This window comes from Acinetobacter sp. CAU_H_60, assembly GCF_058599385.1.
Genome location: NZ_CM178653.1, coordinates 1,877,992 through 1,895,501 on the forward strand (window position 1 = coordinate 1,877,992; position 17,510 = coordinate 1,895,501).

The window sequence follows — 17,510 nt, forward strand, 5'->3', positions numbered from 1 at the left end:
ATAAGAAAAGAAAGCCAGCATAATGCTGGCTTTTTTAATGACTTAATTCTTTAAGCAATAAAAAAGCCTCTTATTAAGAGGCTTTTTTATTTCAGATCCGATTAACGATTGTTTTCGTCGTCAGAAGAATCTTCAAATTTTGAATCGTTGTCAAAACCAGCGCCTTGACCACCGAAACCAGCGCCTTGACCACCAAAGCCAGCGCCTTGACCACCAAAGCCACCTTGACCGCCGAAGCCACCAGCAGCACCTTGACCACCGAAGCCACCTTGACCGCCGAAGCCGCCTTGACCACCAAAGCCAGCGCCTTGACCGCCGAAGCCACCTTGACCGCCGAAGCCACCAGCAGCGCCTTGACCACCGAAGCCACCTGCGCCGCCTTGACCACCGAAGCCAGCACCTTGTGGACCAGCAGGAGCACCAGCTGGACGAGGGTTACGAGCAGGTACAACTGTAGAAATCGCGTGTTTGTAAACCATTTGGCTTACTGTATTTTTTAATAATACAACGTATTGGTCAAAAGACTCGATGTGACCTTGTAATTTGATACCGTTTACCAGGAAGATAGAAACTGGAATACGTTCCTTACGGAGAGAATTCAAGAATGGATCTTGTAAAGTTTGACCTTTAGACATGTTATAACTCCAAAAATTTAAAAATCAGCGCAAAAAACTATCTCTATTTTTCAATTAAAAATTATAAAAAAGATAGTACTCAAATTTTGCTTTATCCGTGACAGTTTCGCAAGTCTTCTTGGGCCTGCTCGAGCGTAAAATATGTTGTAAATTTATGCTTTTCTTGCAAAGATCTCAACCAGGTATATTGACGTTTGGCAAGTTGTCGTGTCGCAAATAAAGCCTTATCCTCCATTTCCCGTTGTTTTTCATGACTTAGGTCACCTTTTTTTAAGAATTCTATGGCTTGGCGGTAACCTACTGAACGCATTGAGGGTAAATTTTCGTCAAAATCGTATTTTCCCATTAATCCTTTAACTTCATTTAAAAATCCGTTTTTCCACATAATTTCAAGACGTTTTTCAATACGTTTGTGCAATTCTAACCGATCGGGCATTAAGGCATAATTATGGAAACTGTAACGATATGGTAAATTTTTTGGTTGTTCTGCTTGTAGTTTTGTAATCGGTTTGCCTGTCAGCTTAAAAACTTCTAATGCACGGATAATTCGCTGTTTATCACTGACTTTAAATTTCTGGCCAGCTAAGGGATCTACCTGACATAATTCAGCATATACCGCTTCCCACCCTTCACGAGCGGCTTTCTCTTCAATCTGGGCACGTACTGCGTAATCTGCACTTGGTAAATTATCAGATAAACCTTCAAGTAAGGCTTTAAAATACAGCATGGTGCCACCCACCAGAATTGGGGTTTTACCACGCGCATGAATATCATCAATCAGACGGCAAGCATCTTCGACAAAGTTTGCTGCAGAATAGACTTCCAGCGGACTAATAATATCGATCAAATGATGCGGATAGCGCTCTAATTCCTCTTTAGAAGGTTTCGCTGTACCAATGTCCATTTCCTGATAGACCAGCGCAGAATCGACAGAAATCAGCTCAAAATGACCTTGCTCGTATAGTTCACATGCCAAAGCAGTTTTACCGCTTGCAGTTGGTCCCATTAAATTGATGACCGGCAGTTGATTGGACATGTAAGGCTACTCTCCCCGAGCAAAAAGTTTATCAAGTTGAGACAATGGAAATGCTCGCCAGGTTGGACGACCATGATTACATTGGCTCGCAAATTCAGTTTGTTCCATCTGACGCAGCAAAGCGTTCATTTCAGACAGACTCAACATTCGATGTGCACGTACCGCACCATGACAGGCCATGCCCGCAAGAATCTGATCACGTTTTTGCATTAAACTTTGTCCCTGATCATTCGGATCCAGATCATTCAATAATTCAGGGATCAAGGCATCAAAATCAGCCTTATGTAAAATGGCCGGTACGCCTCGCACAATGACCTGTTCATCACCATACTGGTCAATTTCCAGACCTAAACGAGCAAGTTGATCTTTAAGTTCGTCAACACGCATGGCTTGCATACGACTAATGCTTACCACTTTAGGAATCAGTAATTGCTGGGATATCCAGAATTCCGGTTTATCCCAAGCCATTTTCATCTGTTGCAGCAGAATACGCTCATGCGCCGCATGCATATCTACAATGATTAAGCCTTCGGTATTTTGCGCCAGAATATAAATACCATGCAGCTGGGCGATCGCAATCCCTAAAGGATGCTCATCCACTTTACTATGTAAATGTGACTGTAATGCATTCGATGCTGAATGACTGGTTTCTGCTTCAGTTTCTCTTAAAGGAGCGAGATAACTTTTCAGGGCATTATTCAGCTGCTGCGAACCCGAATATGACTTATTGTAATCCTGCGCATAATGCACAGTTTGTGGACCTGATGACTCAAAATCCGTTAACACATCAGAAGCTTCTTCTTCACGCTGATGATACGGAGATGTGACTGGAATAACCGGTTGAGTGGCTACGGACTGATGCAGGCTGAACTGCTCCTGATAGCGCGGCTGAGGTGTTATCGCAACAGCTTCAGACTCAGTTTTCATGGCCTCAGCCAGATCAGCGGTCGCAGTCTGGAATTGCGCCAGGGTTTCCTTGGCATAGTGACGTACAAATTCATGTACTTCACGCTGGTTCAGGAAACGAATTTCATGTTTGGTCGGATGCACATTGACATCAATACTTTCTGGATCGATTTCCAGAAATAGTAAATAAGCAGCATGCTGATGGCCATGCAGGATACCATCATAAGCCATACGCAAAGCGTGCGAAATGGTCTTGTCTTTAACAGTCCGGCCATTCACATAGACATATTGCAGATCGGCTTGAGCCCGTGCATCCGAAGGATGTCCGAGCCAGCCTGATAAACGCATATTGATACTGTCTGCATCAATCCAGTAAGCATTTTCAGTAAACTGACGGCCAAGTAATTGTTGCACACGCTGAAAACGCAAAGCACCACTATCTGCAACTGGCAAATTCAGCTTGATGGTTTGGTTATGTTCCAATACAAAGCGAATATCGAAATGCGTTAAAGCCATACGGCGGACAATTTCTTCGATATGTCCAAATTCAGTGCCGGGCTTTTTCAGGAATTTGCGCCGCGCCGGAACATTGAAGAATAAATCCTGCACCCGGATCTGAGTTCCTTTAGATGCCGCGACCGGTCGAATCTCCTGATGATCAAAAGCCGTACCGTTCACTTCCACCTGATAGCCAATCCCATCTTCATTCTGGCTACTGGTTAAAGTCAGACGAGACACTGCGGCAATTGAGGCCAATGCCTCACCACGAAAGCCCAAACTGGTAATCGCATGCAGCTCTTCAGCCGTTTGAATCTTACTGGTCGCGTGACGCATCACGGCCAGTGGCAAATCTTCATGATGGATACCACGGCCATTATCAATGATTTCAATCAGCGTACTGCCGCCCTGTTCCACCCGGATAATCAACTCGGTCGCACCTGCATCAATCGAGTTTTCCAGTAACTCCTTGACCACAGATGCGGGCCGTTCAATCACCTCACCTGCTGCAATCTGGTTCGCCAGCGCAGGATCAAGTGCACGGATACGGCGTATGCTTAAATCATCAACCATTTGGGAATTCACGCTCCAAAGCTTGCTGTAATGCCAGATTAGAAGAAATCAGACTCGCGGTACGGGTCAGCTCATCTTCTGATTTTAAAATTTCAATAATTAAATCGGCTTGCGGGATTTCATCACCCCCCTTAGAAGGCCATTCGAATAAAAATAGCGCATTGGGAGTTTCTAAATAATCCCGGATCCCCATCAATTCAAGTTCATAAGGGTCATTAAGACGATATAAATCAAAATGAAAGATATCCTGACCATTCACCTGATACGGTTCCACCAGCGTGTAAGTCGGACTTTTTACTGAGCCTTTATGACCGAGCTGTTGTAAGTAATAACGCGTCAGCGTGGTTTTCCCCGCACCCAAGTCACCAATCAGATATATAACGCCCGCAGAAAAATTATTTGCCAGAACTTTGGCCAGATTTTGGGTGTCATCTTCATGTTTTAAAGTGACGTTAAATGAATAAGGCATATTACTCACGACATGATGAAAAAGAATAATTATGATAGCATCGCAACGCTTTAAAAGCCTATTTACCTCTGTGAGAAACTGTATTTTTTCACAGCATCCGTTCCAGACCAGAGATAGATCCACGTTGTGATGACTTCGACTGTTGAATTTAGCCCACCCATGCTGAATGGGGTGACGGCAAGTAAAGTATTCCTGCAAGCGACAGCTGATTCACCCAAGACAGTCTATGCCTATCTCTGTGCACAATTTCCACATATTGATCCGAGCGAATGGCAATCCCGTTTCGATAATGGTCTGGTTTACGATGCTCAAGGCAATACCTTAACCATCGAAAGTTCTTTTCAAGCGAATACTCATTGTTTTTATTATCGTTTTTTGGCACACGAAGTGCATGTTCCTTTTCAGCATCAGATTCTGTTTGAGAATGAACATTTGCTGGTGGTGGATAAACCGCATTTTTTGACCATGAGTCCTACTGGAAAATATGTACAGGAAACCTTGCTGGTACGCCTAAAACAGCAAACTGGAAATGAACATCTTACTCCGATTCATCGCTTAGATCGTGAAACGGCAGGTGTGGTGCTGATTTCAAAATGTGTGCAATCGCGTGGGGTTTATCAGCAAATATTTGCGACTCGGCAGGTACAGAAAACTTATCATGCGATTGCGGTTTATCGTAATGATTTAAGTTTTCCGCTCATCACAAAGCTCAAAATGGAAAAAGGCCAGCCCTTTTATACCATGCAGGTGGTAGAAGGAGAGCCTAATAGCGAAACTGAAATTCAATTGCTGCAACATAATGGGCAATGGGGCAAATATGAGCTAAAACCGCATACAGGAAAACAGCATCAGTTAAGGGTACACTTAAGCCATTTAGGGATTCCGATCCAGAATGATCCTTTTTATCCGCAGGTTTCCCATAAGGCGGATGATGATTTTTCTGCACCTTTACAGCTACTGGCCAAACACATTCATTTTACGGATCCAGTTACCCAAAAGCAGATGCAATTTAGCTCTGAACTTGAATTGACACTGTAAATCTCTTGTCATTACAGATTATTTTCTAAAAACGGCAACTTGAGGATTGAAATCCCAAAGTTATCGATTAGAATAAGGCGAAAAGTTAAGTAATTTAAAGCTTTGAAAATATTATGAGAAAAACTGAAGTTTATCAAATTCGCCTGGATTCCCAAGAAAAGAAACAGGCATTTGCAGTATTTAAACAATTGGGGATTACGCCGGCTCAGGCAGTTCGTCTTTTTTTTAAACAGGTTGTTCTGACCAAATCAATCCCCTTCTCGATTGAAAATCAGAATATTAATCTGGAACAGCTGATCAAGTTACGCAAGCAGAAACAGAATGAACTTAAGGCAGAACAAACCTCAAGTCCAAGTACTACAGCTATTCCAGCAGATCATCAGGAAATGAATCTGGATGATGATCATTTTGATTTATTTGAAGAACTGAATGCTATTTTAGGTGAAAGCGACAAAATTTAACATTGTTGCATTTACGAACAATTCTTAAGTTTCTCTCCTTTCAAACTTCGCTATGCTTGATGTTAATGATAAATAATAAAATTAACATGGAGTAAGCCGATGATCGTGCGACGTGCCCAGTCAGAAGATCTACCTAACCTGGCCGTTTTATTTGATGAGTACCGTCAATTTTATGGTACTTCTTCCAATCTGGATTTATCTTACGAGTTTCTGAAACAGCGTTTTGAAGATGGTCAAACTGTCATTTTTATCAACACTAAGGATGATATTTTTACCGGATTTATTCTGCTGTATTTAAGATTTTCCTCAGTCGCATGTTCTACTTATTATGTGCTGGACGATGTCTATATTAGCCCGCCTTATCGCCGGCATGGTGCAGCCAAGCAACTGATTGACACTGCTATCTTGTTTGCCCGACATGAAAATGCGCTTCGAATCAGCCTGGAAACGCAAAAAACCAATTATCAGTCACATAAACTTTATGAGTCACTTGGATTTATTCAGGACAATGAATTCGTGACTTTCCATTGTTTCCTGAAATAAATCCCAGACTTTATTCGGTACGGAATTTTGCCTGTGCCACTTGTTCTGCGTCCAGATAGGTCCATTCCCCTATTGCCAGTTCACTCAAGGCCAATGCACCAATCTGGGCACGATGCAGCTGCTCCACTTTATTGCCAACAGCTGCCAGCATACGTTTCACCTGATGATAAACCCCTTGATGAATGGTCATTTGCAGACGATTTTCATCTAGACGAACAATATCTGTAGCAGCAAAGGTGCCTTTTTCATTTCTCAATTCCACACCCTGTTCAAGCTGTTGAATCTGCTCATCTGTCACGGGATCGGCAGTAGTCATCTGATAGACTTTCGCTACATGTTTCTTAGGATGGGTCAATGCTTGTAGAAACTGACCATCATCCGTCAGTAATAATAGTCCGGTAGTGTCCTGATCGAGACGACCTACACATTGAATTCCACGGTTTAACAGAATGTCATCAAACAGATCAAATACACTGAAATGATGGGTAGCCTGATGTGAGCACTCATAATCTTGTGGCTTGTTGAGTGCAATATATACTTTTTCCCGATAGCGGTATTCATGACCATAAATACTAAAGGTCAGATCTTGCAGATTTAGTTTATGCTTGGGATTATCAATGATTTCATTCTGAATCGAAACAGCACCATTTTTAATCAGTTGCTGACAATGTTTTCGTGAACCGAAACCCTGTGATTGCAACATTTTTTCCAATAGCATCCATCTGAACCTGTTTAAATGAGCGATAGGCGCATTCTATACTGAAAACTAACCAGATTCATTTCTTGTAGGGCTTTCCCCCTTTAAATGGCTAAAAAGCCTATAATCCTGTGACTTTTCATTTTTTTTATCTCCTCATGTCCCAACTTGATCTGAATCTGCTTGTTCTTCTGGTTTTATTGGCTTGCGGTATTTTTAGTCATAATACTGCTGTGACCATTGCTGCGGCCGTGTTGATCGTCCTGAAGATTACACCTCTCAATGACCTCTTACCTTATGTACAGCAACATGGCTTAAATATCGGGATTATTATTTTAACCATTGGTGTATTGGCTCCGATTGCTAGCGGGAAAATTCCCGGTGACAGTATTCTGAAATCATTCCTGAGCTGGAAATCTTTACTGGCAATTGCAATCGGTCTATTTGTTGCCTGGCTTGGTGGACGTGGGGTGAAACTGATGTCGAGTCAGCCTGATGTCGTTGCAGGTCTATTAATTGGTACGGTCGCAGGTGTGGCGGTACTTCGTGGTGTCCCAGTCGGGCCATTAATTGCAGCCGGGATTTTATCGTTATTGATTGGAACGCAATAAGTCTTTAACCATGATTGTGCAATATTCTTAAAAATTAATATTCTAAAATTAAGAACTGCATAGTATTAAATCACATGATCAGCGACATGGATGTCGCTCGTTGGATTGAGGTACAGGATGTACCTTCAATCCAACAAAAGATTTTTGTTACTTTTGATCTTTCAAAAGTAAAAGCTCAGGTTAAATACTAAAATTTAAAAACCCAAATTTTATTCCACAAACAGCAAAGCCAAACGCACCTGATCATAACCCATACGCGGACTGGTCAGTTCTACGATCGGACGTAATTTAATACTGCCGTCATCATTGAAATGATCTGAGTTTTGACGTTTGGTTAGACGTTTATAAATCTTGCGGACTTGTTCAACAACTTCTTCACCCGGATGAGCCACCGAAATATCCAGCCCTTGCTCTTTATGCAAACGTCCCAAATGGTTAATGATAGTAGCAGGTGTCAAGCCACGTTCAGTTGCAATATCGGAAATCTCATAACCTTCTTCAAACAATTCACGGGTTTCATCCAAGGTTGCAGTCGCGTAGTTTTGCTTGCCACCATTTTTAGCAATTTTCTTCTCATTGCGCTGGATCTCGACTTCGTTCAAAGTGCCACCACAATGACGGATAAAGGCCTTATGCTGTACAGTCAAATCTACATTTTCAAAATTCGCTTCTGCTTCATCTGACAGTTCCTGAAAACGGCGATCAGCCTTAATGGCAAGACTATCCAGTTCCAGAGCCTGTTCATTAAAGCCTTTTAGACGTAATCCATTTAAGCTTTTCAAACGAGATAATGCTACATAACCTTGCCCTTTTTCAAAGGTATGGCTCAGGTCAATCTCAGCAGCTTCTAGCGTCATGCCTTGAGACTTATGAATGGTAATCGCCCAAGCCAGACGTAGTGGAATCTGCTGGAAACTGGCAATGGTTTTGCCTGCTTCATTATCCACTGACCAGGTTTCAGGTTCTACAATCAGGGTAGTTCCGTCTGTCAGTTTGACCTTTGGCAAAACGCCATGCTCATCATCATCTTCAAAGCCGATCACTTCACCCAAGCTGCCGTTGATATAGCCCATATCAAAGTTATTTTTCACGAACATGACCTTGGCATGTTTTTTCAGGGTTAAGGCTTCGGGTGCACGGACTGAAGACTTTAAGGTTTCAATCAGTTTTTCATTGCCATCACATTGCGCATCAAACTGGCGGGGATCCTGATCAATTTCATTCAGATGCTTAAAGTTAATGCTGTCGACATCCATATTGTGGGTGTAGAGACGTGTATAGGTATCGCCAATGTCCTGCTGACGTGTGGCCTGTAATGCTGAACGATGTTCAGGTGAAATGGCCTGCGCACGAATGGCATTCAGAATATCATTCAGGTAGTCATTACCCTGACGATGCTGCTCAGTCAGATAACAAACCCGAAATTTGGCTTCAACCCAGGCATCCGACATAAAGCAGAATTTATCGCGGTTACGTTCATCATTTTTTCCAACGGGTGGCAACTGGAAAAAGTCCCCTGCAACAATGACCTGAATCCCGCCAAAAGCTTCATCACTTTCCTTGAAATATTTCAGTACTTGATTGACCAGATTGAGCTGCTTGGCATGCAGCATGGAAATTTCATCAATAATCAGAACTTGCGCATTTTCCAAGTGTTCTTTCAGGTATTTACGCTCTTTCATGCGCTTCAGGTCTTCTTCAGACAAAAAGTCTTTGATTCCGATTCCGGCCCAGGTATGAATGGTCATGCCATTCATATGCGTTGCCGCAATACCAGTCGATGCAGTAATGGCGACCGATACCTTACGGGCTTTCAGATAATTAATATATTGATTGAGCGTATAAGTTTTCCCTGCACCCGCAGAACCGGTTAAAAAGACATTTTCCCCTGCTTTTAAGAGCTTAAGTGCAGTTTCCTGTTTCATAAAAGAGATACCGTAAAAGAACGGCTATAGCCTAACGATTTTTGCAGGAAAAGTTAAGCTTCACGGATAGAAAAGCACTGAATCCGGTCAAGCCTGCAGGTTTAACCAGTTAATAAAATGCTGGGCAATATTGATATATTCAACTTGCGCTTTTTGATTATTTGGATACTCAAGCTGGTCAAAGATGACTTGGTCATTCTGCAACTGACAGCCTAAAATCAGAGGTAATTTGATTGCAGGATGTGACATGCGAAAAGCCACATATTCACCTTCGACTATACGCTGTGCATAACTTGCAGCCAGACAGTTCCGGAATATTCTGGCCTCTTCAATAATCCGCTCTAGTGTTTTCAACTCCTCAAACCGCCAATTAAAATACAGTAGAAAATGTGCCTGTGTGAGTGGCCTCCAGCTGGCTAAAGCAAAGTCTTTTTTGAGCTTGGCAATAATCTCTTGCTTCTGAATCTGTTCATGCCAGGCAACTGCCTGCGTAAATAAACTGGTCCAGCTTAAATTCTTAGGCACTTCCGTTTGAGTAGAAAAATACTCCGGCAGATAATCACGGATATAACCATCAAAACAGGATTCCCGCACATGTCTGGCATGCAAGTAAAAACGCTTCCTGAACTCTACAAATGGAATCTGGTTACGTTGTAGTACATTATAAAAATCGCGGTCTTGCTGAGTTTGGGGCCGAATATAAACCAGCACATCCTCAGGCAAATCACAGGTAATCTTATACAGATGCTGCATATAAGCTTGCATGACCCGACTTAAGTTAGCATAGACCCTTTTGGTCATCTGATCATCCATTGCCACTACATCCCGCAATAATCCGATCCATTCATCCAGATATAGAATCGATGGACTAATCGCAATGCGATGATCCTCAATAGCCTGACGCGTCCCTTTGAGAACAACTGTTCGATTCAGCTCATGCTCAAACCAGTGATGCTGAAGGGCATATTGATGAACATCATCAATAAATAGACGTGCTGCGATATATTGAAAATATTGCAAGGTAGCTAAAACAATCTGCGGATGAATATGATGCGTATCGATAAAGCTTAAGGCTGTTGCTGCTACCCGCACACTGCTATGTTGAATATTGCTGCTCAGCCAATCCAAGATTTCCGCAGGCTGTTTAAATAGCCAGTTCACTACCCGATGACAATCAAATAAGGGAAGTTTGGCGACTTTTTTTTGCCATAAATAAGGATTATTTTCCAGAAAATTGCGTTTGGATAGCAGATCACTCCGATGCCAGCTATCACGATTCATCAGCCGGACAAAGCCCAGTAGATGACTTTGCTCTTCGGCATGCCGATACAGCAAACGGATATCGTCAATATGGTCATTCAACTCATGCAGATTGAACCGGTTTTCAAAGGATAAGGAGATAATCCGGAAGGTCGCGGGGTGCAGAAACTCAGGCGCACTAAAACAGAAGGCATCCAGACTGTCCATCACTGACTGAATCGATAGAAACTCATCTGGCTGTAAATATTGCAAGGAGAAGATTAGCTGTAGCTGTTTTAAGATATTCGCCGGAATCTCATGACCGCTTTGAATCCAATTGCTGATCAAAGGCTGAGTATAAACTTCAGCCTTAATCATAAAGGAGTCGATAATTTCAGCCTGCACAAGCGACATCTGCTTTAAGCAATTAGCAACTCGTTCAGGCGCATTAACCCATATATAGACTTGATCAATAATAAGTTGACGGAGCTGTTTGGCCTTATCCCGTAAAAACAGGGAATGTTGAGGCTTTAAATCGCCAGTCAGAAAGTAAATATCCTGAAAGAAGAATTCTTCCAAAGCCTCTGCTTTACCCAGCCTAGAATCAATGTGCATTTCTGCTAAGGCATGAGGACTTTCCGGATTTAAATCTTGTGGCATATACAGCTGGATATTTAATAAGCCATTAAGCAGATCAATTCGATGCTCATCCTGATGAATCCTGAATAAATTCTGGGCATTCACATGACCAATAAGCGCCATTTGATCCAGATACAGCTGATTTAACTCAGGAAAAATACTGAGGCATTGTTGAGCAAGCTGTCTGAATGACAGTAACAAACCCTCCTGTTCCATATTTCCCCCTTCGTTTTAATCCTATTGAGTTACAGACCTACTGAATTTCAATCTTTTAAAATCACTTTTTCCTTTCTATTACAGAAATTGAAGCATGGTAATTTTTTAGACGATTCGATCTCAATGTAAAGCAAAGCAGGAATGATGAAAAGACCTAGACTTCATCTTGCCGACGTCTGTCAGCCAACAGTTCTAGCCCCTGATAGATCTTTTGTTGTAAATGCTCACGAAAATCAATCAGATCATTCTCATGCTGCACATGATGAATCGGCTGCCGTGGCATAAACTGAAAATAAAAAGGCAAGCGTTTGGGAAACAGATTTTTAGGTAAGGAAGGAATCACATCACCATGACGTAATAATTTATTGAGTTGGGGGATTTTTAATAATTTTTGAAAATACTTATGTTGAATGATTTTATTTGCATCAAATCCAATCTCATAGATTTCATCACCGCCAAGTGCAGCAAAAGGGACAATATCATATTGAAACTCTTGAGCTAATTTCAGAAAACCGTAACGCTCTTTCCAGATCAGCTGATACTGCTCACCTTCCCGTTTCAGCACTTCACGGCCACCACCCGGAAAGACCAGAATCGAGTAGCCTTGCTGCATGGCCGAGCGGACATAGTCCTGTACACCATCAATAGCACCAAATTTCTTCACTGCTTCACGCCATAGCGGCACATAAAAATGGCTATGATCAGCAATACTGACCACAGCCACTTGATGTTCGTTGTACAGGTAATCAATCAGCATTGGCGCATCAAAGATGCCATACATGGAATGATTACCCACATACATTGCAGGTCGACTGGCATCAATATTTTCAGCCCCTAAAAAAGTAGGCGTGAAATACAGTTTGGATAAGGCACTTAAGCGCCTGATCCATGCTCCGTCATGCTTGACCTGCAAAATATGCTCCCGGCTTATGCCACGCGTTTTTGTACCAGGATTGAACCCACTGAGTAGCCTGCACCAAATGAACACAGTACGCCATATTCGCCGTCTTCAACTTCATTTGCAGTACGGTGTAAGGCAATGATGACACCTGCGGAAGAAGTATTGGCAAACTCATTCAGAATGATGGGTACCAGACCTGGCTTGGCATTTTCTTTGCCCACTACCAGTTTCAGAATCAATTCATTCATGCTGGCATTGGCTTGGTGCAACCAGAAGCGTTTTACATCTGTAGGTGCAATATGATTTTTCTCAAGTTGAGCAGTAATCATCTTGGCAACCAGTGGACACACTTCTTTAAATACCTTACGACCGTCCTGACGGAAACGTTTGTCATCGATATCAGCATTTTCAGACGTATTCAGGAAACCGAAGTTATTGCGGATATTGTTCGAGAACTGGGTAAATAATGAAGTATCCAGAATCTCGAAACCGGTTTTAGTTTCAGTATCTTCAATGATCGATGCAGTTGCGACATCACCAAAAATAAAGTGACAGTCACGTGAACGGAAATCGGTATGTGCAGAGGTGATTTCAACATTCACTAGCAATACACGACGTGCACCTGCTTTGATGGCATCGGCAGCCTGTTTCAAACCGAAAGTTGCTGCTGAACATGCGACGTTCATGTCATACGCATAACCTTGAATACCCAGAGCAGTCTGGATTTCAATCGCAACCGCAGGATAAGCACGTTGCAGGTTTGAACATGACAGGATCACGACATCGATATCTTCAGCAGTAACACCGGCATTTTCCATCGCCTGTTTAGCGGCAGTCACGCCCCATTCTGCCTGAAGGGAAATTTCATCATCTGAACGTTCACGTAGATTTGGACGTAAACGTTTTGGATCGAGGATGCCAGTTTTTTCTGACACATAACGGCGTTGTACGCCTGACGCTTTTTCAATAAATTCTGCGCTAGAACCACGACGCGCATCTAATTCGCCTGCAGCGATTTTATCTGCATTTTCGTGATTATACAGTTCCACATAAGCATTTAAACTTTCAACTAACTCTTCATTGGTAATGACATCTTCCGGATGGAACAAGCCAGTACCCGTAATACGGATGCCCATGTAAAACTCCTTCTCAAAATGACCTATATCTTAACTGATTCCAAGACGTTCCCATACTTTTTGCAGGCGAGTTGGAGAAACGGGTGTTTTCGTTTTCATCGGTTGAGAAAACAATGAAATCCTTAACTCCTCAACCATAAAATACAATTCTTTAAGGCGAGCGTCATTTTTAAACTTAAATAATTTTTCCATCCACGGATCAATTTGGTCAATGGCGGAATCATCCCTCTGTAGGTTATTTGGCAAGCGCTCTAAACGCAAGATCAGGGCTTTCAAATAACGTGGAAATTCTGACCATACGTCGGAAGGTTTCCGATAAACGAAGTCAGAAAGACTCATCAAATCAAGCTGATCCTCAATATCATCAATATTTTTTCCAAATATAGATGGGTCTAAAACCAGTAATTTACGACGGATTTCCTGCCACTGGATATAAATATCTGTGATTTCTTTCAGTGCAGTCTGGCCATGAGTCAGGAAAGATTTTTTTACATCCTCTACCAACTTTTGGAACTCTTGCATATTGACAGGCAGCTCATTAATTGACAGGTGCAGTGTGGCATAAACTAACATTTGCTCCAACTGAGCCTTATCGCCAAGCGGTGAATATGCCAGTGCCAGCGGTTTGGAAATTTGTTTTTTCAGCTGACGCACCAGATCTCCGAGCTGCATATGTACCAGTCGAATGATCCCTTCCCGGTGCTGTTTGACGGCTTCAGCCTGATCATTAAAGGTCTGAATCACCACACCAGATTCATCTTTCTGTTCCAGTGCAGCAAAGTCTTTGGTCGGAACCAAAGCCTGATATTGCTTGACCACTACACCCGTCACTTTCTGCGATGCTTCAAAGACAAAGTTTTCCGGGAAGGCTTTAAACTCACCTTTTAACTGTTTCACCGGACTATGAGTTTCAGTACGGCAACGGGCTTTCAGCTCGGCCAGATCACGGCCTTGTTCAATCACACGACCTTTTTCATCAATCACCTTGATCAAAGGCAAGAGATATTGCTCAACCCGATCCAGGCTGAAATCTTTTTCTGTAATCTGCTCGCCACGCAACTGGAAAGCTAGAAAACTGAAAATATGCTCATGTAAATTTACCGCATCAATACGGGCTGCCAGCTTTTTCGCAGTATCTGGAATCGGCACCAGACTGCGGCGTTTATCTTTAGGCAAAGTCTTTAATAAAGCTTCGATCAGATCCAGACGCCAGCCTGGAACACCCCACGACCAGATATTTTCATCGACCTGCGGCAAAGCCTGCAGCGGGATTTTAACCGTTGCACCATCTTCATCATGACTTGGGTCAAAACGGTAACTGGTCGCCAGACGCAATTCACCATTACGTAAATAATCCGGAAACTGTTGTGTGGTCGGACGATCATTCAGCCACAGCGCATCATTATCAATAAACAGATAACGCGGATCATGTGGCTCAACTGTGGCACGCCAGTCTTCAAAACTGCGGCGGCTGGCTACTTCAGGCGGCACTTTGGAGGCATAGAACTGGTAAATGGTTTCTTCATCCACTACCAGATCACGACGGCGCAGTTTGTCTTCTACCCGTTCCACTTCTTCCAGTTTCAGCAGATTATGCTTCAGGAAGGGTGGATTAATACCGAGATTTCCAGTGGTCAGTGCATCACGCAGGAAGATTTCATGCGCAGCCGGCTGATCCACTTTCTCATAATTAACCGGACGTTTTGGTTCGATGATCAGGCCGAATAACGAAATCTGATCATAGGCATTGACCACACCCGCTTTTTTCGACCAGTGCGGTTCGAAATAATGATGTTTCAGTAAGTCCCGCGCAGCCAGCAGAATCCATTCCGGCTCAATTTTCGCTAGAGTCCGTAAATACACCTGCGAGGTTTCAACCATTTCAAAAGCCATCACCCATGGGGTATTGGTTTTGTGCAGCGTTGATGCCGGGAAAATCCGTGCTTTCTGCTGACGGACTGCCATAAACACATTACGTTCATCAGTCTTGTTGGCAATAAAAGATAGCAAGCCAGTTAACAAGGCACGGTGCAGGTTTTCATAACTGGCTTTCTTTTCATTAAAGGATAATTTTAAGCCTTTAGCCAGATCCACCAGCTGCTCATGAGTTTTCTTCCATTCACGCAGACGTAACCAGCTCAGGAAATGATTCCGTGCAAAAGTACGACGTTTGTTTTCGCTCATACTTTCACGGTTATTATGCAAGGTATCCCAGAGCTTGATATAAAACAGGAAATCTGAATCTGCTTCACGGAACAAGGCATGTTTCTGATCAGCTTGCATCTGCTTATCCGCAGGACGTTCACGTGGGTCTTGTACTGCCAGCGCCGCGACAATCACCAAAGCTTCATTCAGCGCACCAAAATGGGCACCGCCAAGAATCATTCGCGCCAGACGTGGATCAATTGGCATTTTTGCCATTTGCTGACCGATTTTAGTTAGAGAATCTCCCTTGCCTTGAAGTCCTCCTTTCGTAAAGGAGGATTTAGGAGGATTAGTAGAATCTCCCCCAACCCCTCTTTCAGAAAGAGGGGCTTTACTCTTCTCCACCATTGCCCCAAGCTCAATCAAGAGCTTGCGACCATCATTGACCAGACGGTGATCTGGTGGCTCAATGAAATCAAAATCTTCCAGTGAACCTAGGCCCAGACTTTGCATCTGTAAAATAACGGATGCCAGATTGGTCCGTTTAATCTCAGGTTCGGTAAATTCAGGACGACTTAAAAAGTCTTCTTCACTATACAGACGAACACAGACACCTGGCGCAATACGGCCACAACGACCTTTACGCTGATTGGCAGCAGCTTGAGAAACTGCTTCGATCGGTAAGCGCTGCACCCGTGAACGGTAGTTATATCGGGAAATACGGGCAAAACCGCTATCAATCACATAACGGATATTCGGAACAGTTAATGCTGTTTCTGCTACATTGGTGGCGATAATAATGCGTCGACCACCACCCGATGGATTAAAGATTTTTTGCTGTTCTGCTAGTGCTAATCGTGCGTAGAGTGGTAACACTTCAGTATGACGTGGACCATGCTTAATCAGGGTTTCCTGCAGTTCACGAATTTCCTGTTCGGTACTGGCAAAAATCAGGATATCGGCATGTTCCGGATGGCCTCTCTCTTGTGCATCCTGAAAACATTCTTCTACTGCTGCAACCACTGCGCGTGGCAGATTTTCTTCAAAATCATCAAACTCGTCGTCATCACTGCCGACAATGCTCATTTCAGAAATTGGACGATAACGCACTTCTACCGGATAGCTACGCCCTTCCACTTCATAGATCGGCGCACCATTGAAGTAGTTACTGAAACGGTTTACATCCAGCGTTGCCGAAGTAATGATCACTTTTAGATCTTTACGACGCGGCAACAGCTGCTTGAGATACCCCATGATGAAGTCGATATTTAGCGAGCGTTCATGCGCTTCATCAATAATAATGGTGTCGTATTTGGTCAGGAACCGGTCATTGGCCAGCTCTGCCAATAAAATACCATCCGTCATCAAACGGACAATTGAATCCTGCGAGCCCTGTTCATTAAAACGGACTTTAAAGGAGATCGATTCACCCAGTTTCTCGCCAACTTCTTCCGCAATACGCTGTGATACGCTACGCGCAGCCAGACGACGTGGTTGAGTATGACCAATCAGACCAGTCAGGCCGCGACCTGCCAACATGGCGATTTGTGGTAATTGTGTGGTTTTACCGGAACCAGTTTCACCAGCCACAATAATAACCTGATGCTGCTGGATCGCTTCAATCAGCTTGTCTGCATACTGGGTAACAGGCAGATCCTGATTCAGCTTGATATTGGGAATGCGTTCGATACGCTGCATGACTTTGGCATGCGATTTTTCAAATAATTCTTGATATTGCTTTTGGTTGGCATCTTTACCTTTTTGGAGTCGATTTAAACGATGACGGTCACGCGCCATAACGAGCTGATCTACATTTAAAGGACTCTGCACTGAGAAAACACC

The 17,510-nt window shown here is 43.1% G+C and carries 14 protein-coding genes; 4 read left to right on the forward strand and 10 right to left on the reverse strand.

The genetic code is table 11. The features are described from left to right. Positions 1-101: 101 nt before the first annotated feature. The 4 genes from hfq to tsaE all read right to left on the reverse strand — a co-directional run bounded on the left by hfq (position 102) and on the right by tsaE (position 4,117). Positions 102-635, reverse strand: a complete 534-nt coding sequence (hfq, locus tag AC4MBN_RS08735) for an RNA chaperone Hfq (RefSeq protein WP_419364941.1) — start codon at positions 633-635, stop codon at positions 102-104. Positions 636-726: 91 nt separating this feature from the next. Then, positions 727-1,671 (reverse strand): tRNA (adenosine(37)-N6)-dimethylallyltransferase MiaA, encoded by a 945-nt coding sequence (miaA, locus tag AC4MBN_RS08740; RefSeq protein WP_419364943.1) that lies wholly within the window; start codon positions 1,669-1,671, stop codon positions 727-729. 6 nt (positions 1,672-1,677) lie between these two features. Then, entirely contained in the window at positions 1,678-3,648 is a 1,971-nt protein-coding gene (gene mutL / locus AC4MBN_RS08745) for a DNA mismatch repair endonuclease MutL (RefSeq protein WP_491876739.1), read from the reverse strand. Beyond that, the gene (gene tsaE / locus AC4MBN_RS08750) at positions 3,641-4,117 is read right to left on the reverse strand and encodes a tRNA (adenosine(37)-N6)-threonylcarbamoyltransferase complex ATPase subunit type 1 TsaE (RefSeq protein WP_104425941.1); all 477 of its coding nucleotides are present in this window, start codon (positions 4,115-4,117) and stop codon (positions 3,641-3,643) included. Before tsaE ends, mutL begins: the two co-directional genes overlap by 8 nt. A 129-nt stretch (positions 4,118-4,246) precedes the next feature. Here tsaE and AC4MBN_RS08755 point away from each other — a divergent pair, with 129 nt between their 5' ends. The 3 genes from AC4MBN_RS08755 to AC4MBN_RS08765 all read left to right on the forward strand — a co-directional run bounded on the left by AC4MBN_RS08755 (position 4,247) and on the right by AC4MBN_RS08765 (position 6,159). Next, positions 4,247-5,155 carry a pseudouridine synthase gene (locus tag AC4MBN_RS08755; RefSeq protein WP_491876847.1) on the forward strand — a complete coding sequence of 303 codons (909 nt, stop codon included), beginning with the start codon at positions 4,247-4,249 and terminating at the stop codon, positions 5,153-5,155. A 113-nt stretch (positions 5,156-5,268) separates the two neighbouring features. Next, on the forward strand, positions 5,269-5,616 hold the full coding sequence (locus AC4MBN_RS08760; RefSeq protein WP_004784032.1) for a type II toxin-antitoxin system RelB/DinJ family antitoxin: 348 nt from the start codon (positions 5,269-5,271) through the stop codon (positions 5,614-5,616). Positions 5,617-5,715: 99 nt separating this feature from the next. Beyond that, a complete protein-coding gene (locus AC4MBN_RS08765) occupies positions 5,716-6,159 on the forward strand; it encodes a GNAT family N-acetyltransferase (RefSeq protein ID WP_004784033.1) in 444 nt (147 codons plus the stop codon). A 10-nt stretch (positions 6,160-6,169) separates the two neighbouring features. Here the strand turns inward: AC4MBN_RS08765 and AC4MBN_RS08770 are convergent, their stop codons facing one another. Then, a complete protein-coding gene (locus tag AC4MBN_RS08770; RefSeq protein ID WP_491876738.1) occupies positions 6,170-6,877 on the reverse strand; it encodes a pseudouridine synthase in 708 nt (235 codons plus the stop codon). Between the two features lie 137 nt (positions 6,878-7,014). On the opposite strand from AC4MBN_RS08770, the gene AC4MBN_RS08775 reads away from it, so the two are divergent. After that, a complete protein-coding gene (locus AC4MBN_RS08775; protein WP_125279042.1) occupies positions 7,015-7,467 on the forward strand; it encodes a DUF441 domain-containing protein in 453 nt (150 codons plus the stop codon). 209 nt (positions 7,468-7,676) lie between these two features. Here AC4MBN_RS08775 and AC4MBN_RS08780 read toward each other — a convergent pair whose 3' ends face one another. The 5 genes from AC4MBN_RS08780 to hrpA all read right to left on the reverse strand — a co-directional run bounded on the left by AC4MBN_RS08780 (position 7,677) and on the right by hrpA (position 17,498). Then, positions 7,677-9,392, reverse strand: a complete 1,716-nt coding sequence (locus AC4MBN_RS08780; RefSeq protein ID WP_180068828.1) for an AAA family ATPase — start codon at positions 9,390-9,392, stop codon at positions 7,677-7,679. 87 nt (positions 9,393-9,479) lie between these two features. After that, complete coding sequence (locus tag AC4MBN_RS08785; RefSeq protein WP_491876737.1) at positions 9,480-11,486, reverse strand: hypothetical protein; 2,007 nt, start codon at positions 11,484-11,486, stop codon at positions 9,480-9,482. A gap of 154 nt (positions 11,487-11,640) precedes the next feature. Next, entirely contained in the window at positions 11,641-12,399 is a 759-nt protein-coding gene (locus AC4MBN_RS08790) for a lysophospholipid acyltransferase family protein (protein ID WP_312087583.1), read from the reverse strand. Positions 12,400-12,413: 14 nt separating this feature from the next. After that, a complete protein-coding gene (locus AC4MBN_RS08795) occupies positions 12,414-13,523 on the reverse strand; it encodes a beta-ketoacyl-ACP synthase III (RefSeq protein ID WP_491876736.1) in 1,110 nt (369 codons plus the stop codon). A 30-nt stretch (positions 13,524-13,553) separates the two neighbouring features. Then, on the reverse strand, positions 13,554-17,498 hold the full coding sequence (hrpA, locus tag AC4MBN_RS08800) for an ATP-dependent RNA helicase HrpA (RefSeq protein ID WP_491876735.1): 3,945 nt from the start codon (positions 17,496-17,498) through the stop codon (positions 13,554-13,556). Between the last annotated feature and the right edge of the window lie 12 nt (positions 17,499-17,510).